This window comes from Bacillus altaicus (genome assembly GCF_042136375.2).
Lineage (GTDB): Bacteria > Bacillota > Bacilli > Bacillales > Bacillaceae_G > Bacillus_A > Bacillus_A cereus_U.
Window position 1 is genome coordinate 3,495,105 of sequence record NZ_CM143394.1, and the last position, 22,977, is coordinate 3,518,081.

The window sequence follows — 22,977 nt, forward strand, 5'->3', positions numbered from 1 at the left end:
TTTATTGTATGTACGACCCTGTAACTATATAATAATATGTAGCAAGAAAGCCTTTTCAAAAACATTATCATTCATCAAGGGGGTACTTATAATGGAACGAGTTCAAATGGCCGAAACACTAGAATTTTCTCGTATTATTCAAGGGTTTTGGCGTTTAGCAGAATGGAATATGACGAAACAAGAATTACTTTCTTTTATTGAAGACTGTATGGATTTGGGGATTACTACTTTCGATCACGCTGATATTTATGGTGGGTATACGTGTGAAGGATTGTTTGGAGAAGCGTTACAACTCAAGCCTTCCTTACGCGAAAACATGCAAATTATCACAAAATGTGGAATCGCTCCCCCATCACCGAAATTTCCAGAGCGATATGTTGCTCACTACAATACGAGTGCTGAACATATCATAAAGAGCGCGGAGGATTCGTTACAAAACTTACATACAGATTATATTGATGTATTGCTCATTCATCGTCCTGATCCATTCACGGACCCAAACGAAGTGGCAGAAGCGTTCTCACGCTTAAAGCAAGAAGGAAAAGTTCGTCACTTCGGTGTTTCTAACTTTTTACCTTCTCAATTTAATATGTTAAGTTCATATTTAGATTTCCCGCTCATTACAAATCAAATTGAAGTATCTGCGATGCAAATTGAGCATTTTGAAAAAGGTACGATTGATTTATGCCAAGAAAAACGAATCAATCCAATGATTTGGTCACCTCTTGCTGGTGGAGAAATCTTTACTGGTCAATCAGAACGCGCCGTACGTGTACGTGAAACTTTACAAAAAATTGCTACTGAGCTAGGCGTTGATAGCATCGATACTGTTATGTATGCATGGTTACTTGCTCATCCAGCTAAAATGATGCCAATTGTTGGATCTGGCAAATTAGATCGAGTAAAAACGGCTGCAATGGCAACAAAAGTTAATTTAGACCGTCAACAATGGTTTACAATTTTCGAAAGCTCTAACGGACATCCTGTCCCATAATGTACAAAAAGAAGAGCCGTTACTTTACAGCTCTTCTTTTTCATATGTATTTCTCGTCATTGCAAATACACACATATCTCTTAATCCACTTTCATCTACCGCAACACTCGCACTTTCTAAAATCCCCTCTAATTTAAAACCTAATTTCTCAGGTATCGCTCTACTCTTCTTATTTAGAGAATCACAACGAATTTCTACCCGGTTTGCTTTCAGTTCAGTGAAAGCATACTCCGTTATACCTTTTGTGGCCTCTACCATATAGCCCTTTCCACTAAACCTTGAATCAACCCAATACCCGATTTCAAATTGAGGTATATCCCAATTAATACGATGTAATCCGGCAGATGCAATAAATTCACCTGTTTCTTTCGAAAACACTAGTAATCTCAAATCCTCACGCTGCAAAAATTGAATATGCGATTTTCTAATACTCTCTTCTACTTCTTCCTTTGTTTGCTCTTTTTGTGCAAAGACCATCCAAGGCTTTAATTCTTTCATCGAAGCTTGAATCGCTTCATATACAACCTTACCGTCACCTGGTTTTGGCATTCGAATTAAAAGCCTTTCAGTATAAAATTCAGAAGGAAAATCGAATAACAATGGATTCAAAGTAAACACTCCCCATAATTTTATATTTAATAATATCCATCTCAAGGTATAAAGTAAATATTTTTCTGAATTTTACACTTTTTAATCATTCACCTCTACTGCCACACGCACTCCGGATTCAATCGCACCTTGAATCCATCCGTGATACAGTGTTGTATGATCACCAGCAAAATATATTCTCCCCTCTGGTTTTACAATGACTGGCTGTAATTCAGATTCTTGGCCAGCTTGAAATAGTGCAAACCCTCCAAGCGCATATGGATCTAATGTCCAACTTTTTGATATTCCAGACATGAACTCATCATATACTTGACCACCTAATATTGTTGCTAAATTTTGTAGTGTGTAATAGATACGATCCCCCTTTGATAGCCCATCCCATAACAATGCATCATAAGACCATGTATAGCTTCCTAACATCATAGCAGGTCCTTTCTCTCCGATTCCATGGCTTGGATAATACGCATAACGTATAGGAAGATCTGTTATAATTCTCCCACCTAATTGCCCTTGTTCCTCCCAAAAACGACTTTTAAATTGAATCCCTATTTTTGTAGCCGGCATATAATGCAATTCGCGAATTGTTTTCCACTTCGCATGAGATATCGAATCAAATGGATCTACTTCTACAAAGCGCATTGTTGAAAAAGGAATTGTAACAATAACTAAATCGCCAGTTATACTACTATACTCAAAAGTTTCCTCATTTCGGTAATAGGCTGTTACACCATTGGCTTGTTGATGAAGCTTCATTAATTTTTGATTATATATAATATTTTCTTCTAATTGTGGTAAAAAAGACTTTGGTAATCTATCATTCCCACCTATTATTTCGCAAAATCCACTTTCCTCTTGCATAATGTATAAAAATCGTAACGTCTCAACGAATGACCTTTCCAAAAAACCTTCTAAATCTAATAGAACACCAATCATCTCGATCGTTACTGGCGAAAAATACGTATTATATTGATAAGGATGATATTTTAAAAATTGACCTGTAGAATATCTCCCAAAATCCTTTACTACAATATCCCAATTTTTCTCTGGGTTCTTTTTTATAAAATTTATAATGGGCTGTACCGCTAACATTAATAGTTCCTCAGACGTTTTCCCAACTTCATTCATTTCCACAGGATATCTTAAAATACTTGGATCTTTTTCGTATTGTTTTAATGTCGTTTTCCGACCATTTACGTAGATGATATCTGTCTCATTCCTATTCATAAAAGGGCTCACCTGTAGCCCAAACTTTCTTATATATGCCATCGTTAATGTATGCGAATATGGTATTCTCATTGCTCCAACATCTAGATATAATCCGGTATCTTCCATTCTAACCGTCTCTATCCGGCCCCCTACATGGTTGTTTGCTTCAAAAATCTTCACTTGATGTCCTGCAGCCTTTAATAAAGATGCCGAAACTAATCCCGCCATACCAGCCCCTACTACAATAATTTGTTTCGGGCGTGTCGTCGTCTTCAATCCTTTATCTATAACTTTTAACGTTTCATCCATCTCAGTGTTAAACATTATATCTTTCTGCACAATTCCACCCCTTACTTCATAAAGTGAAACTTTAATCAGTGGGGGTTTTGTTCATCCCCACTGATTATTAGCCCACACCAATCGGGCGTTTACGGGCAGTTGATCTCCCACCTACCTTCTTTGCTCCAGCCGCATTTTGAGGTGGGAGTTTTACTGCCCGTTAATGCGGGATAAAATATGCATTAGTGGTTTAGTGCATTTTATTCAGGAATCCCCTTAAACATAACACCATAGCAATTGGAATATTCACTAAAAATACATAAGGTATAGCTCTCGCATCTCCCCATGCTTCATATAATAAGGAAACGGTAAGGAAGGAGTTAGATAAATGAAACATACTTATGACTACCATGCTACAAAAAAGCATTTGGAATTAAAGAAACAACACCTATGCAAAAAACTTAGTAATATGAAATTATCTAATAAAGAACGTGAACAAATAAAACTCGAGATCGATAACTACGAATATATATTAAACTTAGTCGAAATGAATCATTATGAACGAGGATTCTCTCGTTAAAAGCGGATATAATATCACCCTCTTTTTTGTGTGAGCATTTCACTACGCATTTTTCGTAAGTAAATATATAATAGAATGTACATTAAGATTGAGAGGTATATTCTATGATCAAATTAAGTGTATTAGACCAATCACCTATTTCAGATGGTAGCACAGCAGTTGAAGCTTTTTCACATACAGTTACGCTTGCACAAGAAGTTGAAAAACTAGGATTCACACGTTTTTGGGTATCCGAGCACCATAATTCAGTTAGCTTAGCTGGTTCAAGTCCAGAAATACTCATTTCACATATTGCCGCGAAAACTGATCGTATTAGAGTTGGTTCTGGTGGTGTTATGCTGCCACATTATAGTCCATATAAAGTTGCCGAGAATTTCCGCGTTCTAGAAGCACTTTATAGGGGCCGCATCGACCTTGGTGTCGGGAGAGCACCTGGTGGTATGCCGATAGCAACTCGCGCACTTCAAGAAGGTAAAATGGTCTCACTTGATCAATATCCAGAACAAATTGCAAATGTTGCTATGTACTTACATGATCAAGTACCAGAAAATCATCATTATGCAAACTTAAAGGCTACTCCAGTTATCACAACATCTCCTGAAATGTGGATGCTCGGTTCTAGCGGAGAAAGTGCAATGATTGCCGCAAAACAAGGCGCTTCTTTTGCATTTGCACAGTTCATTAACGGATACGGTGGCCCTGAAGTAATGAAAGCTTATCACGAACAATTCCAACCTTCCTATTTAGGTGATAAACCAAAATCAATCGTATCTATTTTTGTTATTTGCGGAGAAACAAATGAAGAAGCGGAGAAGATTGCATCAAGCCTTGATTTATCGATTTTACTATTAGAACAAGGAAAACGGACTACTGGTACTCCTTCTATTGAAACTGCTCAAAATTATTCGTATAGTGCTTATGATTTATTCCGTATAAAAGAAAATCGTCAACGTATGATCGTCGGTGATCCGTCTTCTGTGAAAGAAAAAATATTAAACTTAAGCAAAGCGTATAATACTGACGAATTTATGATTGTCACGATTACTCATCAATTTGAACATAAACTAAACTCTTATCGCCTATTGGCAAACGCTTTTAATTTATAATAGCGAAAGGGAGATACATCACATATGATGCATCTCCCTTTCTTACTACCAATCAATTGTTTTTTCTTCCTATATATTCAATAGCTTCTTTTAATAACTCATCAAAATTATGAGGATAATCATGATTTAAGTTAGGCACAACTTTATACTTATGTTCTATGTTTTTATCCTTTAATAACTGTACAAATTGCTGTGTACCTTCAAAACAATCTTCATCTTGATTCCCGCATATTATATATCCTTTTATGCTTTTATCATGTAATATTCCAATCATTTCTTCCCATTCTTCCATTTTCGGGAGCCAAGGTGCCACAAAAATAAAACCGTTCACTTCTATTTCACCTTGTAACATGGAATGTAACGCTACTCTTGCCCCAGCAGAAAAGCCACCAATAATAATATTTTCAAATGTATTATTCAATATAATCTTATTGTAATGTCCTTTTAACTCTTCTCTTCCTCTTTCGACATTATCCCAAACATATCCATCTGAAAATTGAATTTGGGAAGATTGAGGCAACGCTAGCATAAAACCTTGTTCCATTACAGAGTTCCAATATGGTTCTATTATTTGTATATTTTCTTGATCCCCATGCAGCGTTATTAATAGATTTTCATTTTGTTTGCTGTATGTATATTTCACGTCTGCTTGTTCCGATTTCTTTGCTAATTCTTCTCTTTCTTTACATAATTGAACCATTCTATGAAACTCTTCAAATTTATGTAGTGGTTTTAAATCATCATCGGAAATTAAATACTCACTTCCATACCAAAATCCATTTTCTATAATTGCTTTCTTCATTAAATGCAACGCTTCTCCTTCAAGTCCTGCTGCACTTGCTAATGCATATTTAAAATTATATATTTGTGCTTCATTACCCATTACATCTTTAGCGTTTTTCACTATGTAAGAATACGCCTCAAAACTTCCTTTATTTGCATAACAATGTAACGTTTCATTTAATAACTTAATATAAGTCATACTATTTTTCATATAGAAATTCCCCCGTAACCTTTTATAATAATTGTTTCTCCAATATTCCTATCATTCTAGGGTCACGGTATAAGTAGGTGAATTCTACAATTCAACTTAACAATACCTGATTCTCAGAATGATATTTAATAATTAATGTATGTATACGCATAATACACCACTCCTTCCTATCCACTAGTTGTAGTATAAAGTTAAATAGACTGAAAAATCAATGTTTTGACAATAAAAAAAGACAACAATAATATTATTGTTGTTCTCATAACATCTGCCCACTATTCTTTTTTTTCTTATCTGGTTTACTTGAAACTAGATAATGCTTTTCTGAAATATATAAGTTTCTTTTTAATATACGATTTAAATATGGTCCTAGCTTCACTCCGCATATGAGGCGATCTTCACTATCTTCAACAATTGGGAACATTTCTTTTTCTGTTACATATTGATCTACGGCCTTTTGTACGATATCAATTTCTTTAACTAGGTTTAAATTTTCTTCTGTATGTTCAAATACTTCAAGCGTTTCCTTCGTTATCAGAAAAAAATTTGTTGGAAATGCAGGTAAATATGGCTTTAACAAATCATAATTTACTGTGTAATCATCATTTACTAAGACTGTATAAACGATATTAGCATTTGTTTCTAGAAACTTAGCCATCGCTTGTTCTAATTCGTCTTTCGTAATTTCCCTATCTTCTTTTCCAGTTCTGAAAAAGCGAAACATCGTATCGCCTCCTTTTTACTATATTATAGCATAAAAGAAAACTGAAAAATTATAAAAAACTCTATTGAAAGAATTTTTCGATAGAGTTTTTTAAAAATCAATTTATGTTTATTTTAAGAATGCACTTAACATCCATACATGTTGTTCTAATGTCGTATGAATTGCTAATAGCATATCAGCTGACGTTTCATCACCAGCTTCACCAGCTACTTCCATACCTTCTTTTAATTCTTGAATAAGTGCAGAAAAATCGTTTACTAAAGTTTGTACCATTTCTTCTGCAGACTCTTTGCTTGTCCCTTCGATTACAGTTGAAGTTGCTAGATACTCTTTCATTGTCGCTAACGGTTTTCCTTCTAACGCTAAAATACGCTCTGCTAACTCATCAATGTACGTTCCTGCTTCATTATAAAACTCTTCAAATTTCTCATGTAATGTAAAGAAGTGTGGTCCTGTCACATACCAATGATAATTATGCAGTTTCACATATAATACATTCCAGTTTGCTACCTGCTTGTTTAATACTTCAACAACATTTGTTTTCGTACTCATACAATCCACTCCTCTTATCATGTTACTATCTTTTAATAACCTAACTTCATTTTACCATACATTCCCTATTCTTCCGAATGAACAGCTTATATGTAACAAAGTTTTAACAACCTTAATATTTCCCTAATATCATATAATTCATGTATCCTTTCAACTACTTCATATGTCTAATTGTCCAAGCTCACACATATGCATAATAGTAAGTCAAGCTCATCATAGAAGAAAGAGGGATAACATGGACAATCAACAATGGCAAGTAGCAAAGAAAGTCGCTGCTACTTATATCGGAACGGTCGTTGGAGCTGGATTTGCTACTGGGCGAGAAATTGTTGAATTTTTTACAGTTAACGGATTGTACGGGACCATCGGCATATGTATAAGTGGATTTTTTTTTATTTGGCTCGGTACAAAAATGATGTTACTTTCATCACAAATCGGGGCATTTTCAGCGCAAGAATTTAATAAATATTTATTTGGGGATGTATTTGGAAATGTCGTAAATACTTTATTATTACTCGTATTATTTGGCGTAACTAGCGTTATGTTATCAGGAGCCGGGGCAGTATTTGAAGAACAACTCCGTCTCCCGAGACAACTTGGTATTTTCATCACAGTCATCGCCTGCCTCATTATTGGAAGCCGGGGATTACAAGGTGTTTTTGAAGTGAATACACTTGTCGTACCTATTATGATGATTTTTATTATCGGACTTGCTATTACAACCTTTATTCATGGTACAACTCCTATTATTGAAACTGTTCCTACCGAAAGTTGGAATATGAAATGGATTACTAGCCCTATTACATATGTCGCATTAAATCTTTCTCTCGCCCAAAGTGTTCTCGTCCCATTGGCCAGTGAAGTAAAAGATCGAAAAGCTATTTTATGGGGTGGCATTTTAGGAGGCGCGGGGCTTTGCTTTATTTTATTATGTAGCCATTTAGCAATGTTATCAGTTGATCAATTTTATCAATATAACATCCCAATGGCTGAAGTTGTAAGAAGGTTTAATGCAACTTTCCATTTTTTCTTTGTTCTTATCATTTTTGGTGAAGTATTCACAACATTAGTTGGGAATATATTCGGAATGACAAAACAAATGCAATCCATTACCGGATGGAAAAGTAATAACATTATTTACTTCATATTACTAATTAGTTATTGCTTTAGTTTCATCGGATATAGTGAATTACTTCATATTCTATACCCTATTATCGGTTGGGTGAGCATCATTTTACTACCGATTATTGCCTTTAAACAACTTCAAAAAACATGAAAAAACATCCGTATATACGGATGTTTTTTCATGTTCATTCACAGTCTTCACATACTTCCCAGTACGGCCCCATTTCTACTGCAAGGTATGGCTTTAATTGCAAACGAATCATTCGACTTGGCATGCGTTCTAATACGAATTGAATGCCTTCTTCCTCTTCATCTAACTCAACTTTTGAAATAGCAATTCTTTGCATAGTAGTAATAGGGCTTCCATCTTTATATAAAGTGATTTTCACCTCATCATACTCATTAAAATACAATTCAACATTCATTTTCTTTTTTAACATTTCATCAACAATTTCATAATTATCATTTTGTTCCTGGATTATATATTTCCAGCCGCCTCTATCCAATTCTATCGGCGCAGCTTGGAATAATGTCATCAAACCCTCGTATAGCATAAGATAACCCCTCTCTTACTAAAAAACGATGAGTATTTTATATACCCTTTATCTCTATCACTATCCATGTTTATTGTACCATATATCACGAATCTTACCGCATTCATTTGCTTTATAAACACATACAAAACATATAGTATTTTCAGTTCATTCTCTATTCACTAGTACGTCCCCCTTACTGATAACTTATCACTTCCCTTATTTCTTTTACACTACTTAAAAAATCCCACAAAAAAGAAGAGTAATTTATATCACTCTCCTCATAAGCCTTTTCCTGTAGCTGCTAATGCTAATACTATAATTAAACTTGCAAATAATAGTGATACAATTAAACTAAAAATCGGTAATATTTTCTTTTCATTCTTCTTAGATAATAACCTTAAACTAAGAATGATATTTAATGGGACAAATATCAAATAAAAATATTTAACGATTTGTAATGAACTATTTGAAAGTGCTTTAAATACAAACACTTCAATTAAAAAAACAACAAAGAATAAAATACTTAACCAAAACGAGACATAACTAAGCCAAGAATGTCTTTTCGTTCCCCAATACACTCCCATATTGATCTCCTTTAAACGTAGTCTATAATGTATTAATTATACACCCACTTAACAAATTCCTCTATTTTTCGACAAACATTAAATACATTGAACCTCTAATCCGTTTATCAGCTAAAAAGGCTGTCTCTAATAGCACTAATGCTATTTTGAGACAGCCTCCTCTTTTTAAACTTTAAATCTTTCAATTAATCCTTGCAACTCTTCAGCCATTTGAGATAATGTACCAGCTGCGGAACCAATTTCCTCCATCGAAGCTAATTGTTCTTCAGCAGACGCTGCGACACTTTGTGTACTCGTCGCATTATTCTGTGCTGTCATTGCAATTTTCCCTACTGAAATAGATACTTCATTGGCACCTTTTGACATCCCATTAGCCGTTTCAACCATCGTTTTAATTTGATTAGCAATTTCATTTGTAGATTGTAAAATCTCAGCAAAGTTTTGCTTCGTTTCATTTGCAATAACAAGTCCAGATTGAACTTCTTCATTTACATGACCCATAGATTTTACTGTCTTACTCATATCATCTTGTATTTCACATATTAATTTACTAATTTCACTGGAAGATACGCTAGATTGCTCTGCCAATTTACGTACTTCATCTGCAACGATCGCAAATCCTCTTCCGTGCTCGCCAGCTCTTGCAGCTTCAATTGCAGCATTTAAAGCAAGAAGATTTGTTTGATCTGCAATATTTTGGATTACTTCTAATATGTCACCAATTTGCTTTGATTTATTATTTAATAACTGTATAACTGCATCAGATTGTGAAACAGATTCTGCAATAGACTGCATTTGATTTACTGTTTTCCCTACTAGCTTCCCACCATCTTCTGCTTTTTCACGAGTATGAGTAGAAGCTGTATTAATAGATGATGAACTATTTGCTACATGCTGAATTCCTTCTGTTACATCAAACAGTAACATCGCACCATTTTCTACACTTGTTGTTTGCGTCGTTGCCCCACTTGATATTTCATCCATTGCCATTGTAATTTGTTCCGTTGCTTCACTCGCTTGTCTTACACTCGCAGTTAGCTCTTCTGATGCCGCTGCTACATGCCCGGCCGAATCATTAATTCTTCCAATTAACGTTCTTAGTGAATCTGTCATTTCATTAAAACCTTTTGCAAGTTGACCGATTTCATCGTTTGAATGAATTTCAATTGTTTGCGTTAAATCTCCTTCACTTATTTCTTTAGAAGTGGCAACTAATCTCTTTAAAGGTTTTGTAATAGAAAGAGTTACAAAATAAATAAGTGCCCCTCCTACAACTAATGAAATAAGCATAACAATTAACATATTATAAAATACAGGCTGAGCAGCTTCAATTACTTCATTTGAGTACATCGTTCCACCGATTTTCCAACCTGTTTTTAAGTTTGTAGCAAATACCATTTTCTTTTCACTACCATCATACGTGTATGAAAAAGTGCCTTGATTATCTTCGTAAATTCTCTTTGCCCAAGAATCAGCTGCTTTATCTCCTGGTTTTTCTTGAGGATGCGCAATTATTTTTTGTTTTCCATCTAAAATGAAAGTATATCCTTTTTTACCAATATTGATTAACTTTGTTGTTTTCAATAAATTCTCTAAACTTAAATCTACCGCAACAACACCATTTTTATCTTCTGTTTGTTTCGCAATCGTTACGACAATATGTCCATTTCCTTTCGCCTTATACGGTTCAGTGACCACGATTCCACCTTGTTTACTCACTGCATCTTTATACCAAGAACGAGTTGTTGGATCATAATCTGCTGCCATTTGTATATTTGGTTCTTGCACAAACTTCTTATCATTGCCGGCAACATATACTTGTTCAATATCTTTATTTAAATTAATATATTGAGATAATACCTTTCTTAATTCATCTTGATTATCTCCTTGATACATATCACTATGAATCACTCGTGCAAAGTTATTTACTTCGTTAAATTTCGCCTCAATCATTTGATTGATTAAATTATCTAATATTTTTATATTATCGTGAGCACTACTCGTAATTTGTGATTCAAAATTCTTTTTAGCCGTTTGATAAGACATTCCTCCAATAATAGAGACAGCTGCAATTAAAATTATCAAAAATGAAATTAATAGCTTTTTTGCTACTTTTATATCTCGAAACCACCTTAACAGTTTACTCATTATAAACCTCCTACATTTAAATATTAAGTTTTAAAGATAAATAACCGATTATGAATATATCCCATTCCCTATCCTCTATTTTTACAATTCGTTTTTGATAAACACCTTGTAAAGTTTAAACAAATATTCCCCCTTTGTCTATATATATGAATAATATTATTATAAAATTTACAAATACAAAAAACCAAAGGAATATTCCTTTGGTTTTTTACATTTTTTTATGTTGTTTAGAAATCTTCTTCCACTTATCACGCTCAGCTCTTGCGAGAATAGCATCTTGTTTTCTCATAAAATACGCCAATTCTCTTTGCAACTTTTTATAGCTTAGCAAGCGCTCTACGGTTATAATTCCGTTATCTATAGCACTTCGCACTGCGCATCCTGGTTCATTCTCATGCTTACAATCTCGAAAGCGGCAAGTATTTGCAAGATCTTCAATATCAGAAAATGTAGTTTGAATTGCCGCGCTTCCTTCCCAAAGCTGAAGTTCCCTCATACCAGGAGTATCAATTACTAAACCGCCACTCGGTAATTGGAACAATTCACGGTGAGTTGTCGTATGTCTTCCTTTACTATCTTCTTCACGTATATCTCCGGTTTTTGCTACATCTGTTCCTATTAATGCATTTAACAAAGTAGATTTCCCTGCACCTGAAGATCCAACTAAAGCAACTGTTTTTCCTGGTGAAACAAATTGTTGCAATGATTCTATTCCGACGTACACTAAGCTATCAACAACAAATATCGGAACACCGATTGCTACTGCTTCAGTTTCTGCAATTTTCTGTTCCACATCTTCACATAAACTACTCTTCGTTAAAACAATAACAGGCATTGCACCACTCTCATAAGCCACCAGCAAATAACGTTCCATCCTTCTTACGTTGAAATCATGGTTAAGAGCATTCACTAAAAATAGATAATCTACATTTGCTGCAATAATTTGTTCTTCAGTTCTGTTACCAGCTTCTTGTCTTGAAAAAGAACTTCTTCTTGGAAAAATACGGTGAATAATTGCCTTTTTCTCATTTTCTATTTTCTTTATATACACCCAATCACCAACTGCCGGATAATCCCCCTTCGTTAACGCTTCATGCCGAAACTTCCCAGACAGTTCTGCCATATATTCACCGTCACTACAAATAATGCGATATATATGCTTATGCTCAAGTAAAATACGCCCTACTTCATAATTCTTCTCTACAGCTTGCTCTTCAAAAAATGAATCCCAGCCGAACGATTCTAAAATATTTTGATTCAAATAAATATCCTCCCTAGTTTGTACTAAGTGGAAGGATTGCGAACTATCTTATATAATATCGCCCTTTCCATCCACCTTTGTATTTGATTTATTATTCATATCAGTCATATTCGCCATAATACATCACTCCGTTCTAAATTTAATTACTCTCATTATATGGAATATCTCATTAAAAAGCTACATCATTTAACATAATTTTCGAATAACTTGTTTTTTAACATTTTAATTTGTCCACGATGACTAATTTCATCTTCTAGCACATGAAACCAAAGGTAGTGCTGATTATACGCTACACCATTAGGCCACTTTCTTTCTGACATTAGCCATTCATCATCCTGTTGTCTCAAACACTCTATTGTTTCCTCTCGAACTTTCTGTAAAAGTTGTACATAATACTGTATTTCATAACGACGGATAGATCTCCCCGCTTCCCCTAAATACAGTGCATCTTCCCATATTTCTAATTCTTCTTTTGTAAAATCACGATTTTGAAAAGAAATAAGCTGATGGACTTTTTCTATAGCCGCTATATGCTTTAGTAAAGCACCAATTGAATTCTCACCACTCGGCATTATTAAATCCAATTGCTCCACTGCTAAATCCTCTATTTCCTGTAATGTTACTGCCCGCGTATGCTCCATCATACTTACAAGTTCCCCTATATTTTTTGTATAACCATCTACACTTCTTATTCGATAATCTATATACATTTCACGCACCCCTTTCTGAATTCATATTAATGAAAAAAGGCTTCATATAATAGACTGAAATACATCAGATTTTTCTGTTATAATTAAATTGAATAAGGAATATACCCAAATAAACTTTCTCAATATGCTTATATGAAATATTAAAAGGAATCAATATGTAAAAATCGAATCTTATTCACTAAAAGGAGTGGATTCGATGGAAATGTATCAATGGCTAACTGCTGTTCTAGTTGGTGGCGTTACTGGCTTCGTTTCCCATCTGATCAATAACCAAGGTAAGTTATTGCTTCCACGCCGTTTAAAAACGTTTTTCCATTTTGGGTTTTTAACCGATATATTTACCGGTAGCCTAGCTGCACTTCTTGGACTTGTTTTATTCGATGTCACCTTAATTAAAGAAATTATAAAAGTATCTATTGTAACCGCTATTTCAGGTCAAACATTTTTACTTCATCAAGCTCTAGGTGGTGAACAGGCTAAAAATTCACAAATTGGGAAAGCTGATGAGAAAATTCAAGAAATTGACAAATTATTACGACGTTAATCTATACTTTCTTTAAAAATTATTGTTATAATGAAAAATAAATATTTTCTATTGCGTCGTTTGTCAGAAGAAAGGGTGTTTCGTATGACAAAAAAGAAAATAGAAGATTTCTTAACAAACTCCGAAAAAGAGGAACTGCTAGAAAACTATAAATGTTTACGAGAAGCCCGCACAAAAAGCGAAGCTAACTATTTTGGTGAGGCAGTAGACCATCTATTAAATAAAGTAAAAAAACGAGTCATTGAAGAAGCTGGAATACATGATGAAAACGCAGCGACGGTTCAATCTAAACGAAAAGCACTGTTTTAGTACATAACTAAACGGTGCTTTTTCTTTAGAACGCTTCTATGATGCAACTCCCTTTTCATTTTTGCCATCTCCTTATATATGAAAAGAGGGTAATACCCCTCTTTTCTATTAATCCTCTAATATAGATTTGATTTTCTTCATATCCATCTCATTCAATAAAACGTCCACTGCTCTAACACTTTCTCTTATTTGCGCTACCCGCTTTCCGCCAGGAATAACAGTATCAATTCCTTTTTTGTTTAATAACCATGCTAACGCTAAATGAGATACTTCAATATTATTTTCTTTAGCTAAGTCTTTTAACTTTTCAACTTTCTTAAAGTTACTCTTATATGTATTTTCTTCAAATAGATTTACACTTTGGCGCCAATCGACTTTGTTCAATTTAAAATTTTCTGTATATTTATCACCTAGTATTCCAAAGGCAAGAGGTCCATACGGAATAAATGAAATACCAACTTCTATACAATACGGTAATAGTTCTTCCTCGGCAGTACGATCTAACATATTGTAAGGCGATTGTACAACATCTATATGACCATGTTGATTTGCTTCTTTTAATTGCCCTATGTTTACGTTGGATATTCCGATTGAACGGATTTTCCCTTCTTCTTTTAGACGAGTAAGCTCTCCAATTGAATCTATGTAACTTGTTTCAGGATTTGTAAAGTGTAAATAATATAAATCAATATAATCTTCTTAAGCTATTTTCCACAGCGTTTTATCTCAATTCGTGAAGAAGACTTAAATGCTAGATTTCCCTGGCTTATTAAATGTCGTACTAAACGCAACTGAGCCATACTAAAAAACATCTCATATACATATGAGATGTTTTTTAGTAATTACTATTCTTTTAATAAATCTATTAATCCATTCCCTTCAGATGTACGTTCATACCCTAAAGGTACAGTCCTTTTTATAAGTTGCGCGTATATTTCCGGCTCTGATAATTTTCTACCATACTCTCTCTCACACTGCTTTATGAGAAGTGCTAGCGCCCCAGCGACATGCGGCGTCGCCATTGAAGTACCACTTAATACCGCATATTTCCCCTCTGGATACGTAGACAATATTTCATCACCTGGCGCTACTAAATCAATTTCTTGATTTGAATTACTAAAGCATGAAATTTTCCGCTCTAAATTAACAGCACCTACTTCAATTACTTCAGAATAAGCACCTGGAAAATCTAATTCTTCAGTATCATCGTTACAATCTCCATCATTTCCTGCAGCGCACACGACAAGTACGTCTTGTTTTACCGCATTTTGAATAGCTTCATGTAATTCTGGTACATCTTGCGGACCACCAAGTGACATTGAAATAATTCTTACTTTCTCTTTATTCGGTCCTCTCCAATTTACAGCATAATGAATGGCCTCAATAATTTGCTCATAGCTTCCAGAACCGTCTCCAGCTAATACTTTTAAAACTAACATTTTAGCAAGTGGTGCGACTCCTAAAACACCGACACCATTTTCAGTCGCTGCAATCGTCCCCGCTACATGAGTACCATGCCCATTATTATCAAGATAAATTTTTGGATCACCTTCATAATCTTTTGTGAAATTTCTCCCACCAATAATACAATCTTTTAAATCTACATGACTTACATCACAACCTGTATCTAAAACGGCAACGACGATATCTTTCCCTTTCGCACTCTTTTCCCATACTTGCGGAGCATGGATCAGTTGTACACCTGGTGGAATTTCATTTACTTGTTCAACCACTTTATTTACAGTAAACGGAATTAATTTAATGCCTTTTTGTTTATTCGCTGTACTACTATTCATCGTAATCCCTCCTGAAAATATATTATTTTCATTTCAGACCACTATTGAATGCGTTTAGATTTAACATTCGTTTTATTCGTTCCATTTCCCTTCCTCTCAAATGTTTCTCAATAAACAAAAGAAAAGGACCCATTATGGTCCTTTTCTTTTTCAGTTTTTCAAAAGAATAATATAAATTAAGACTAAATCTCACTCTTGTTCAAAAACTGCTCAATTTCTTTTATTACATGTTTTGCCCCTTCTATACTAACAGTAATGCTTCCATTTGCTAATGAAATATTTTGGTCTGAAACATCACCTGTTATTTGACAAGCATTGTAAGGTTGATATTTTTGTAAAATGACTTTGTCTTCTTCTACAAAAATTTCAAGTGGTGATTTGATTTGTATTCCTAATACATCTCGTAATTCTTTAGGAATAACTATCCGTCCCAATTCATCTACTTTTCGAATAATTCCTGTTGCTTTCATGTTACTCCCCCCTTACTCTCTATTATTTTTTTCACCTCGCTATTTTCATTTTATCACTATATATTTGGTAATGCCTTACTCTTTTTAGAAAATATAGTACAAAAGTTAAAAAAAAACATTTAACGAATATTCAATCTTTCTTTCAATTGTTTTAAATAACGAGATCGTATAATGATGAAATATAGAACTTGAATACTTACAAAAATACTTAATACAATCGTATTCTCTTTAAAAAGTGAGTACTCAAACATTTGTCCTAATGCTGTTAATGCTACTGCCCCATGTAATGTTGCAACTCCAACTGGAACGAAGAATAAAAGCGCTAAGCGGATTGTGACTACTTTCGATAATTCGCCTCTCGTCAATCCAACTTTTCGAATCATTTCAAATAAACGAGTATCGTCCTCCAAATCAGAAAATAAGCGGAAGTAAAGGAAGCTTCCTGCACAAACGAAAAATACAATACCAATAAAGAAACCTACAAATAAAATGGGTCCTGCGATTTGTAAACTTTGATTTTGATCGTACTCTTCTGCACTAAACGTTGCATGTTCTTGATAAGGCTTAATCTGATTCGTAAGCTCTTTACCAACCTCAATTTCATCTTTCGCTCCTTGTGTTTTATACATATAATCTTTTTCTTCTTTAAATCCACCTTGTAATGAATCATATTGATTTTTAGAGATTACATACACATTACCTCTTAGTATTTTACTTAATGAAGAAGTATTAACTTTTTTCACATTTAAAGGTTCATTCATATTTGGTAAAGTAATTTCTTTTCTTTCTTTCATCGGTGGTCCGGGTATTTCGACTGACAAAAATAAAGCCTCTTTATTTGATACAGTATTAAATAGTTCTCCTGTTAACTTTGCATATTCCTTATAATCTGATTCTTTTATAAAACTGGCGCTTCTTAACGACTGCTCCTCCGTTGTCTTCGATGAAATATTTATTTTTGAAGCTGCTATATTATGTTTCTTTAATACTTCATCAATGATCTGCATATGCTGTGACTCATTGCTATTACCTTGCTTAGAATGATAGTGAAACGCAATTGGTCTGTCCATAATTTCTTTCGTCATCGAAGCAAACCCAACCAATGTACCTATTGCTGAAAATGCTACTGTTGAAATAATTGTTACAATAAAGAACATCCTTGCATTATCTCTCATACGGTATGCTAAATCTGACAAAGTAATAATATTTGTCTGTGTCCAATAGAAACATTTACTTTTTTTACATAATCGAATAATAAAGACGCTCAACTGCTTGTACAGTAAATACGTACCAATAATGACTACCGTTGTAACAGGAATCATCATTACAAATACCATTGCACCATGTGACATAAGAGCTCCTGCATAACCAGCACTAAGCAATACTACTGCTAATATAGAAGAAATTATGGATGCCTTCGGTTCTGGTTTCGCCTCTGCTGATCCTCTAAACAATTTCATAATTTTATTTTTACGAACCATTCCTGCACTGAACAATGAAATAATCATAAATAATACGAAAAACATAATACTCGTTACAACAATCGCTTTCATCGGTATGTAATAGGATAAAGAAATATCTAATTTTAAAATCATCGGGGCTACAAATATTAATATTCCTGAAAATAACATACCTGAAAGAATCCCAAAAATTATTGCCCCTATTCCAATCATAATATTTTCAAAGAAGATAAGACGCTTTAATTGATATTTCGTCATACCTAGCATCATTAAAATTCCTAGTTCACGCTTTCTCGTTTTTAAAAACATTCCCATTGAATATAAAATAAAGAAGAATGTAAATAAGTAAATAATAGACTGTGCAAAAGACATACTTACGAATACGTACTGTCCTAATTCTCCCGCACTTAATGCCGGATGGAACGCAAAAAATGAATACACAAAAAAGGCCATAATGGCAAATGCACTACTCAAAAAATAAGCTGAGTATGTTCGTCTATTTCGCGTTACATTTCGAAATGCGAGTTCTCTAATGTTCATACTACTTCTCCGCCCTTCTACTAACTATGCTTTTATATTAGTAAAGTTCGGAAATACCTTCCATCGATTCAAATGACAAAAACCTTACATTATTGAAAGGTTTTAAACAATTGCTTATATAAAACAGTTTATTTATAATAGCTACTATTCATACACGCATCCTATTGTATATTCGTTAGTTTTGCGAAATAATAAAGGATAGAAGTATGTACCAATATACATATAAACTTATTTACCGCTTTAATATGAATAGGAGGAAAACATAATGACATTACAAGAACAAATTATGAAAGCATTACATGTTCAGCCTGTAATTGATCCGAAAGTAGAAATTCGTAAACGAATTGATTTCTTAAAGGATTATGTAAGAAAAACAGGCGCAAAAGGATTTGTACTTGGAATTAGCGGCGGACAAGACTCTACACTTGCAGGGCGTTTAGCGCAGCTTGCAGTCGAAGAAGTTCGTAATGAAGGTGGTAACGCAAAGTTTATCTCCGTACGTCTTCCGTACAAAGTACAAAAAGATGAAGATGATGCACAATTAGCATTACAATTTATTCAAGCTGATCAATCTGTTGCTTTTGATATCGCTTCAACTGTTGATTCCTTCTCAAATCAATATGAAAACTTATTAGGTGAATCATTAACAGATTTCAATAAAGGAAACGTAAAAGCACGTATTCGCATGGTTACACAATATGCAATTGGCGGACAACAAGGATTACTTGTTATCGGAACTGATCACGCTGCTGAAGCTGTAACAGGATTCTTTACAAAATTCGGAGATGGTGGTGCAGACCTATTACCATTAACAGGATTAACGAAACGCCAAGGACGTGCTCTATTACAAGAATTAGGTGCGGACGAGCGACTTTACTTAAAAATGCCAACAGCTGATTTATTAGATGAAAAACCAGGTCAAGCTGATGAAACAGAGCTAGGCATTACTTACGATCAATTAGATGACTATTTAGAAGGTAAATCCGTTCCAGCTGACGTTGCTGAAAAGGTCGAGAAGCGTTACAAAGTGAGTGAACATAAAAGACAAGTACCAGCGTCAATGTTTGATGATTGGTGGAAATAGAACATAAAAAAGAAGCTAATCTCATTTAGCTTCTTTTTCTATATATTAACGAAATACCCCTACTCTTTTCTCTAATAAATCCTGCAAGCAATCTTCATGTTGTTTATTAAACAATGGCGGCATTTTGTCTACCGGGAAAAACTTCAGATCTAATGTTTCATCACCGTCTATTTTTTTGTTCCCTCCAACGATTGAAAATTTAAAGAATATTACAATTGCCTGTGCCTGATCTCCATTCGGATATGTTTGAAAATATTTCGTATACACACCAATGAGCTCATCAATTTCCACATCATATCCTGTTTCTTCTTTAATTTCTCGGATCGCAGTTTCTGCCGCAGACTCCCCAATTTCCATTGCACCGCCCGGAAAGCCCCAAGCATTAAAGTCTCCTCTTTTTTGCAGAAGCACCTCACCAAATTCATTAAACACACAACCACCTGCAAAATTCAAAATAACATAATCATGCCCTATTTTTTCACGTAATTCTTTTATATAATTAGCCATTTGTTTCTCCTTTTTATACATCTTCCATCATTCTTTTTTATCTTTTTCAAGCAATTCAATAATCCGATCTAGCTTCTGATTCATATTAATCACATGTTGTTTTTTCATAGTGTTGTTTTGCAATAATCTTTTAATGAACAGAGTAAATGATACAAAAAACAAAACGATAAGCCCGATTACTAGACAAAAATATATCAATGCAAATATATTATTTTCGAACAAATTCATTCAGCTATCACATCCTCTATTCCTGATTATTTTATCACTCAATTCTAAATAGTCAACAATATTATAAATCAAACGCAAAAAGAGCACCTTTTAAAGATGCTCTTTTTCATTAATACGTAAATGTAATTGTCGCTAATGAATAACCTGTCATTGCACTATATGGCGCAACTTGATAAGATACACGCTTTGCACCTTTTGGCCAAGTTATTTCATTTAATACTTTCTTTATATCTTGCATCGTTCCATCCATTGACTGCTTATATCGTACTTCTACTTTTTCTGGCTTGGAAGCAAATTGTTGCTGTAATTTTTTCTTAAACTCATTGTAATTTTCCGCTCCGTATTGTGCAGATAAATACTTTAAATTTGTTTCTTTTAACATTTGTTCATATACAGCAGTTTTTGAACTTCCGGCTTTTATTTTACTTGTTAATTCGTTGAAGTAGCTTGTAGTTGCCGCTGGATATTTACTACGATCCCATTCATGGTCTTTGCTTAATTGTTCATCGGACATATTAAAATATGAATATGTTACGCGCCCAGCTTTATCTGGAACTGGATCATCGAATGTAGTATCAAGGTGGTACCACTTGTTATCAATGTTCACTAAATTCCATGCGTGAGCTTGTCCATTCCCTGTACCTGTTACAATATGATTTTGAATACCTGCTTCTTTTAGTAATTGGTATGTTAACAATGTATATCCTTGGCAAACGGCAGAACGATTCGCTAACGCTTCATACGCTGTATATGCTTGATAAGACGTATCATATGATACTTGTTTCACAACATAATCATGAATAGCTTTCACTTTTTCATGTTCATCCATGCCTTGTTTAATAATAGAATTTACAATTGCTTTCGCCTGAGACTTTACATACTGTGTTTGCTCTTTTGATTCACGGTATTTCACTTGCAGTGTAAACGTATAGTTCCCCGGCATCCCTTTAATAGAGTATTTAGTAGAAGCTACATTATATTTTACATACTCATCTGCATCTACAATTTTATTAAACTCGCCATACAATTGATCCATAATATTTCTAGCATTTCTATCTTTTGTTTTATATGTGATTGTAATATTTTCTTCTCGATTATCAATCTGTTTTTTTAATTCTTTGCTGAAATCATTTAACAACTTTGCATCTGATTGTGTTGTCACTGTAGTCGGATTCGTAGCTGCATAAGATACAGATGACGCGTGTAAGCCTCCCATTACTATAGTTGAACAAAGTGCGGCAGCTGTCACATACTTACTTGTCTTTCCCATCTCGTCACTCCTTACATTCTATAACTATACGAAAAAGTACCGTATAGTTTCAGAGTATACAATACTTTTCTAAATAGGTCATATGAGATTATGCATATTTAACATTTTTAAAGGGGTTGTTCTTTTAGAAAAAGAACAACCCCTTTTTTTTAGCAAGTTTGTAACACACAGCATGTATTTTCAAACTGGCGATTTTTCAAGTCTTCATTTCCAATACAGAAATAAAGCATCCCTAAATCTCCCCACATCATATTACACTTTTTAGTATCTGAATCAATTTGGAATAAGAGCGTCATATGCTGTGGATCTATCCCCATATATTGTCCAGTCTCGTACAATACCTCATCTTGTACAGAGAATGGTTCTCCAAACATTTGATGATTATCATAGTTGTCTGGGATTAGCTCTTCAAGTAATTGCAAGAAACGATCTGAATCAGCCTCATCTTCAATGAAAAGCTCTGGCAATTTATATGTCAGTTCAAAAGTAATTGTACACTGGTTATATTTCGCTTGTATTTCATCTGCTCTACGTAATTGCTCTACAGGGATATCATAATAAAGTACACGTCCAGCTTCGGTTGGATCCACATCTTCTTCAAAGTAATTTTCAATACTAAAGAAATATAACATCCCTGTCTTAGGAAGTTTGTGATCCATACCAACGTTTTGTAAATCACTTAAATTAAACTGTGCGATAAACCGTAGCGGATTCTCTTTGTATGTTGGATATTCAAATGTATTTGGCAAATCAGGAACTCCGCCCATTGTTGAACTACCTTTTTCGATTATCTCCTGCTCCTTTGGCACAACTTTTATACAAGGAAATATAGTATTTACAAGCTCCTGTTTCAAATGTGTTAGTTCATATTTATCAATTAATACTTCAATTTTTTGTTTCATAAATTCTCCTTACATTTACATACTTATTTGTATCATAGCACAAAGATTATACTCCGTTCATTGTAAATTCAACAAGCTCAAGAAAAAACGGGCTCTTCCCTCGTACGCGAACAAGTTTAAATAAGCATAGTATACATTGTTCCTACAAACATGATATCTCATAATTTCTTACAGTATACTTTCCCTCGTTCATTTTCACTTTTAATATAAGGAGGAATTCCACATGGGTTACGGATATAGTTGCGGTGGTTACGGCGGTGGTTACGGTTACGGCGGTAGTTGCGGCGGTGGTTGTGGTTATGGAGGTTTCGCTTTATTAATCGTTTTATTTATCCTTCTAATCATCATTGGAGCTAGCTGTTGGGGCGGCTTTGCAAGCTGCTAGTAAACTTAAAAACTATTATAAAAAAGCGCGTACAATACGTGCTTTTTTGCCATTTCAAAATTTTTTATATGAAAGGG

25 protein-coding genes and 2 pseudogenes are annotated in these 22,977 nt (G+C 34.1%); 9 read left to right on the plus strand and 18 right to left on the minus strand.

What is annotated here, in order from left to right; all coding sequences use genetic code 11:
* The first annotated feature begins 91 nt into the window (after positions 1 to 91).
* Positions 92 to 994, plus strand: coding sequence for an aldo/keto reductase (locus tag ACE38F_RS18150; protein ID WP_375370683.1), 903 nt, complete (start codon positions 92 to 94; stop codon positions 992 to 994).
* Between the two features lie 24 nt (positions 995 to 1,018).
* Here ACE38F_RS18150 and ACE38F_RS18155 read toward each other — a convergent pair whose 3' ends face one another.
* Positions 1,019 to 1,603 carry a GNAT family N-acetyltransferase gene (locus tag ACE38F_RS18155; RefSeq protein ID WP_375370682.1) on the minus strand — a complete coding sequence of 195 codons (585 nt, stop codon included), beginning with the start codon at positions 1,601 to 1,603 and terminating at the stop codon, positions 1,019 to 1,021.
* A gap of 81 nt (positions 1,604 to 1,684) precedes the next feature.
* Positions 1,685 to 3,148, minus strand: coding sequence for a flavin monoamine oxidase family protein (locus tag ACE38F_RS18160; protein ID WP_375370681.1), 1,464 nt, complete (start codon positions 3,146 to 3,148; stop codon positions 1,685 to 1,687).
* Between the two features lie 328 nt (positions 3,149 to 3,476).
* Between ACE38F_RS18160 and ACE38F_RS18165 the strand changes: the two genes are divergently transcribed.
* On the plus strand, positions 3,477 to 3,668 hold the full coding sequence (locus ACE38F_RS18165) for a DUF3896 family protein (protein WP_016104605.1): 192 nt from the start codon (positions 3,477 to 3,479) through the stop codon (positions 3,666 to 3,668).
* Positions 3,669 to 3,772: 104 nt separating this feature from the next.
* Positions 3,773 to 4,774, plus strand: a complete 1,002-nt coding sequence (locus ACE38F_RS18170) for an LLM class flavin-dependent oxidoreductase (protein ID WP_375370680.1) — start codon at positions 3,773 to 3,775, stop codon at positions 4,772 to 4,774.
* Between the two features lie 52 nt (positions 4,775 to 4,826).
* Here the strand turns inward: ACE38F_RS18170 and ACE38F_RS18175 are convergent, their stop codons facing one another.
* From ACE38F_RS18175 to ACE38F_RS18185, 3 genes are all read right to left on the minus strand, one after another.
* On the minus strand, positions 4,827 to 5,768 hold the full coding sequence (locus tag ACE38F_RS18175; protein WP_375370679.1) for an alpha/beta hydrolase: 942 nt from the start codon (positions 5,766 to 5,768) through the stop codon (positions 4,827 to 4,829).
* A 256-nt stretch (positions 5,769 to 6,024) separates the two neighbouring features.
* Positions 6,025 to 6,489, minus strand: a complete 465-nt coding sequence (locus tag ACE38F_RS18180; RefSeq protein WP_000488199.1) for a DUF3939 domain-containing protein — start codon at positions 6,487 to 6,489, stop codon at positions 6,025 to 6,027.
* Between the two features lie 108 nt (positions 6,490 to 6,597).
* Positions 6,598 to 7,041 carry a Dps family protein gene (locus tag ACE38F_RS18185; protein WP_002200786.1) on the minus strand — a complete coding sequence of 148 codons (444 nt, stop codon included), beginning with the start codon at positions 7,039 to 7,041 and terminating at the stop codon, positions 6,598 to 6,600.
* A 235-nt stretch (positions 7,042 to 7,276) separates the two neighbouring features.
* Between ACE38F_RS18185 and ACE38F_RS18190 the strand changes: the two genes are divergently transcribed.
* Positions 7,277 to 8,317: a YkvI family membrane protein gene (locus tag ACE38F_RS18190; protein WP_215556082.1), complete on the plus strand. Its 1,041-nt coding sequence runs from the start codon at positions 7,277 to 7,279 to the stop codon at positions 8,315 to 8,317.
* Between the two features lie 34 nt (positions 8,318 to 8,351).
* Here the strand turns inward: ACE38F_RS18190 and ACE38F_RS18195 are convergent, their stop codons facing one another.
* The 5 genes from ACE38F_RS18195 to ACE38F_RS18215 form a co-directional block, all read right to left on the minus strand.
* The gene (locus ACE38F_RS18195; RefSeq protein ID WP_199671645.1) at positions 8,352 to 8,720 is read right to left on the minus strand and encodes a DUF3979 family protein; all 369 of its coding nucleotides are present in this window, start codon (positions 8,718 to 8,720) and stop codon (positions 8,352 to 8,354) included.
* A gap of 260 nt (positions 8,721 to 8,980) precedes the next feature.
* Positions 8,981 to 9,286: a hypothetical protein gene (locus tag ACE38F_RS18200; RefSeq protein ID WP_199671646.1), complete on the minus strand. Its 306-nt coding sequence runs from the start codon at positions 9,284 to 9,286 to the stop codon at positions 8,981 to 8,983.
* Positions 9,287 to 9,451: 165 nt separating this feature from the next.
* A complete protein-coding gene (locus ACE38F_RS18205; protein WP_375370678.1) occupies positions 9,452 to 11,434 on the minus strand; it encodes a methyl-accepting chemotaxis protein in 1,983 nt (660 codons plus the stop codon).
* A 208-nt stretch (positions 11,435 to 11,642) separates the two neighbouring features.
* Positions 11,643 to 12,695 carry a ribosome small subunit-dependent GTPase A gene (gene rsgA, locus ACE38F_RS18210; RefSeq protein WP_375370677.1) on the minus strand — a complete coding sequence of 351 codons (1,053 nt, stop codon included), beginning with the start codon at positions 12,693 to 12,695 and terminating at the stop codon, positions 11,643 to 11,645.
* A 182-nt stretch (positions 12,696 to 12,877) separates the two neighbouring features.
* On the minus strand, positions 12,878 to 13,405 hold the full coding sequence (locus tag ACE38F_RS18215; protein ID WP_375370676.1) for a DinB family protein: 528 nt from the start codon (positions 13,403 to 13,405) through the stop codon (positions 12,878 to 12,880).
* Positions 13,406 to 13,601: 196 nt separating this feature from the next.
* Here ACE38F_RS18215 and ACE38F_RS18220 point away from each other — a divergent pair, with 196 nt between their 5' ends.
* Complete coding sequence (locus ACE38F_RS18220) at positions 13,602 to 13,949, plus strand: DUF4257 domain-containing protein (RefSeq protein WP_002158224.1); 348 nt, start codon at positions 13,602 to 13,604, stop codon at positions 13,947 to 13,949.
* A gap of 84 nt (positions 13,950 to 14,033) precedes the next feature.
* On the plus strand, positions 14,034 to 14,258 hold the full coding sequence (locus tag ACE38F_RS18225) for a hypothetical protein (protein WP_375370675.1): 225 nt from the start codon (positions 14,034 to 14,036) through the stop codon (positions 14,256 to 14,258).
* Positions 14,259 to 14,366: 108 nt separating this feature from the next.
* Here the strand turns inward: ACE38F_RS18225 and ACE38F_RS18230 are convergent.
* Positions 14,367 to 14,979: pseudogene (locus ACE38F_RS18230) on the minus strand (aldo/keto reductase); the annotation flags it as partial.
* On the opposite strand from ACE38F_RS18230, the pseudogene ACE38F_RS18235 reads away from it, so the two are divergent.
* A pseudogene (locus ACE38F_RS18235) lies at positions 14,973 to 15,063 on the plus strand (transcriptional regulator); the annotation flags it as partial. The pseudogenes ACE38F_RS18230 and ACE38F_RS18235 sit on opposite strands and share 7 nt — an antisense overlap.
* 40 nt (positions 15,064 to 15,103) lie before the next feature.
* On the opposite strand, the gene ACE38F_RS18240 reads toward ACE38F_RS18235, so the two are convergent.
* The 3 genes from ACE38F_RS18240 to ACE38F_RS18250 form a co-directional block, all read right to left on the minus strand.
* Complete coding sequence (locus tag ACE38F_RS18240) at positions 15,104 to 16,054, minus strand: serine protease (protein ID WP_375370674.1); 951 nt, start codon at positions 16,052 to 16,054, stop codon at positions 15,104 to 15,106.
* Positions 16,055 to 16,236: 182 nt separating this feature from the next.
* On the minus strand, positions 16,237 to 16,524 hold the full coding sequence (locus ACE38F_RS18245) for an AbrB/MazE/SpoVT family DNA-binding domain-containing protein (RefSeq protein WP_002148618.1): 288 nt from the start codon (positions 16,522 to 16,524) through the stop codon (positions 16,237 to 16,239).
* A 119-nt stretch (positions 16,525 to 16,643) separates the two neighbouring features.
* Positions 16,644 to 18,524: an FtsX-like permease family protein gene (locus ACE38F_RS18250; RefSeq protein ID WP_375370673.1), complete on the minus strand. Its 1,881-nt coding sequence runs from the start codon at positions 18,522 to 18,524 to the stop codon at positions 16,644 to 16,646.
* A 265-nt stretch (positions 18,525 to 18,789) separates the two neighbouring features.
* Between ACE38F_RS18250 and nadE the strand changes: the two genes are divergently transcribed.
* Positions 18,790 to 19,608 (plus strand): ammonia-dependent NAD(+) synthetase, encoded by an 819-nt coding sequence (gene nadE, locus ACE38F_RS18255; protein ID WP_375370672.1) that lies wholly within the window; start codon positions 18,790 to 18,792, stop codon positions 19,606 to 19,608.
* A gap of 45 nt (positions 19,609 to 19,653) precedes the next feature.
* Here the strand turns inward: nadE and ACE38F_RS18260 are convergent, their stop codons facing one another.
* The 4 genes from ACE38F_RS18260 to ACE38F_RS18275 all read right to left on the minus strand — a co-directional run bounded on the left by ACE38F_RS18260 (position 19,654) and on the right by ACE38F_RS18275 (position 22,515).
* Positions 19,654 to 20,115 (minus strand): NUDIX hydrolase, encoded by a 462-nt coding sequence (locus ACE38F_RS18260; protein ID WP_375370671.1) that lies wholly within the window; start codon positions 20,113 to 20,115, stop codon positions 19,654 to 19,656.
* A gap of 27 nt (positions 20,116 to 20,142) precedes the next feature.
* Complete coding sequence (locus ACE38F_RS18265) at positions 20,143 to 20,343, minus strand: DUF4083 domain-containing protein (protein WP_002141377.1); 201 nt, start codon at positions 20,341 to 20,343, stop codon at positions 20,143 to 20,145.
* A gap of 109 nt (positions 20,344 to 20,452) precedes the next feature.
* Positions 20,453 to 21,613 (minus strand): transglutaminase domain-containing protein, encoded by a 1,161-nt coding sequence (locus ACE38F_RS18270; protein WP_375370670.1) that lies wholly within the window; start codon positions 21,611 to 21,613, stop codon positions 20,453 to 20,455.
* 149 nt (positions 21,614 to 21,762) lie between these two features.
* Positions 21,763 to 22,515 carry a YwqG family protein gene (locus tag ACE38F_RS18275; RefSeq protein WP_375370669.1) on the minus strand — a complete coding sequence of 251 codons (753 nt, stop codon included), beginning with the start codon at positions 22,513 to 22,515 and terminating at the stop codon, positions 21,763 to 21,765.
* A 223-nt stretch (positions 22,516 to 22,738) separates the two neighbouring features.
* Between ACE38F_RS18275 and ACE38F_RS18280 the strand changes: the two genes are divergently transcribed.
* Positions 22,739 to 22,900, plus strand: a complete 162-nt coding sequence (locus tag ACE38F_RS18280; protein WP_341307024.1) for a YjcZ family sporulation protein — start codon at positions 22,739 to 22,741, stop codon at positions 22,898 to 22,900.
* The last annotated feature ends 77 nt before the right edge of the window (positions 22,901 to 22,977 follow it).

Bases quoted from the DNA above. Each gene is read 5' to 3' on its own strand.
- ACE38F_RS18150 (WP_375370683.1), top strand. From the start codon at position 92: ATGGAACGAGTTCAAATGGCCGAAACACTAGAATTTTCTCGTATTATT.
- ACE38F_RS18165 (WP_016104605.1), top strand. From the start codon at position 3,477: ATGAAACATACTTATGACTACCATGCTACAAAAAAGCATTTGGAATTA.
- ACE38F_RS18170 (WP_375370680.1), top strand. From the start codon at position 3,773: ATGATCAAATTAAGTGTATTAGACCAATCACCTATTTCAGATGGTAGC.
- ACE38F_RS18175 (WP_375370679.1), bottom strand. From the start codon at position 5,768: ATGAAAAATAGTATGACTTATATTAAGTTATTAAATGAAACGTTACAT.
- ACE38F_RS18180 (WP_000488199.1), bottom strand. From the start codon at position 6,489: ATGTTTCGCTTTTTCAGAACTGGAAAAGAAGATAGGGAAATTACGAAA.
- ACE38F_RS18185 (WP_002200786.1), bottom strand. From the start codon at position 7,041: ATGAGTACGAAAACAAATGTTGTTGAAGTATTAAACAAGCAGGTAGCA.
- ACE38F_RS18190 (WP_215556082.1), top strand. From the start codon at position 7,277: ATGGACAATCAACAATGGCAAGTAGCAAAGAAAGTCGCTGCTACTTAT.
- ACE38F_RS18195 (WP_199671645.1), bottom strand. From the start codon at position 8,720: ATGCTATACGAGGGTTTGATGACATTATTCCAAGCTGCGCCGATAGAA.
- ACE38F_RS18200 (WP_199671646.1), bottom strand. From the start codon at position 9,286: ATGGGAGTGTATTGGGGAACGAAAAGACATTCTTGGCTTAGTTATGTC.
- ACE38F_RS18205 (WP_375370678.1), bottom strand. From the start codon at position 11,434: ATGAGTAAACTGTTAAGGTGGTTTCGAGATATAAAAGTAGCAAAAAAG.
- ACE38F_RS18215 (WP_375370676.1), bottom strand. From the start codon at position 13,405: ATGTATATAGATTATCGAATAAGAAGTGTAGATGGTTATACAAAAAAT.
- ACE38F_RS18220 (WP_002158224.1), top strand. From the start codon at position 13,602: ATGGAAATGTATCAATGGCTAACTGCTGTTCTAGTTGGTGGCGTTACT.
- ACE38F_RS18225 (WP_375370675.1), top strand. From the start codon at position 14,034: ATGACAAAAAAGAAAATAGAAGATTTCTTAACAAACTCCGAAAAAGAG.
- ACE38F_RS18240 (WP_375370674.1), bottom strand. From the start codon at position 16,054: ATGAATAGTAGTACAGCGAATAAACAAAAAGGCATTAAATTAATTCCG.
- ACE38F_RS18245 (WP_002148618.1), bottom strand. From the start codon at position 16,524: ATGAAAGCAACAGGAATTATTCGAAAAGTAGATGAATTGGGACGGATA.
- ACE38F_RS18250 (WP_375370673.1), bottom strand. From the start codon at position 18,524: ATGAACATTAGAGAACTCGCATTTCGAAATGTAACGCGAAATAGACGA.
- nadE (WP_375370672.1), top strand. From the start codon at position 18,790: ATGACATTACAAGAACAAATTATGAAAGCATTACATGTTCAGCCTGTA.
- ACE38F_RS18260 (WP_375370671.1), bottom strand. From the start codon at position 20,115: ATGGCTAATTATATAAAAGAATTACGTGAAAAAATAGGGCATGATTAT.
- ACE38F_RS18265 (WP_002141377.1), bottom strand. From the start codon at position 20,343: ATGAATTTGTTCGAAAATAATATATTTGCATTGATATATTTTTGTCTA.
- ACE38F_RS18270 (WP_375370670.1), bottom strand. From the start codon at position 21,613: ATGGGAAAGACAAGTAAGTATGTGACAGCTGCCGCACTTTGTTCAACT.
- ACE38F_RS18275 (WP_375370669.1), bottom strand. From the start codon at position 22,515: ATGAAACAAAAAATTGAAGTATTAATTGATAAATATGAACTAACACAT.
- ACE38F_RS18280 (WP_341307024.1), top strand. From the start codon at position 22,739: ATGGGTTACGGATATAGTTGCGGTGGTTACGGCGGTGGTTACGGTTAC.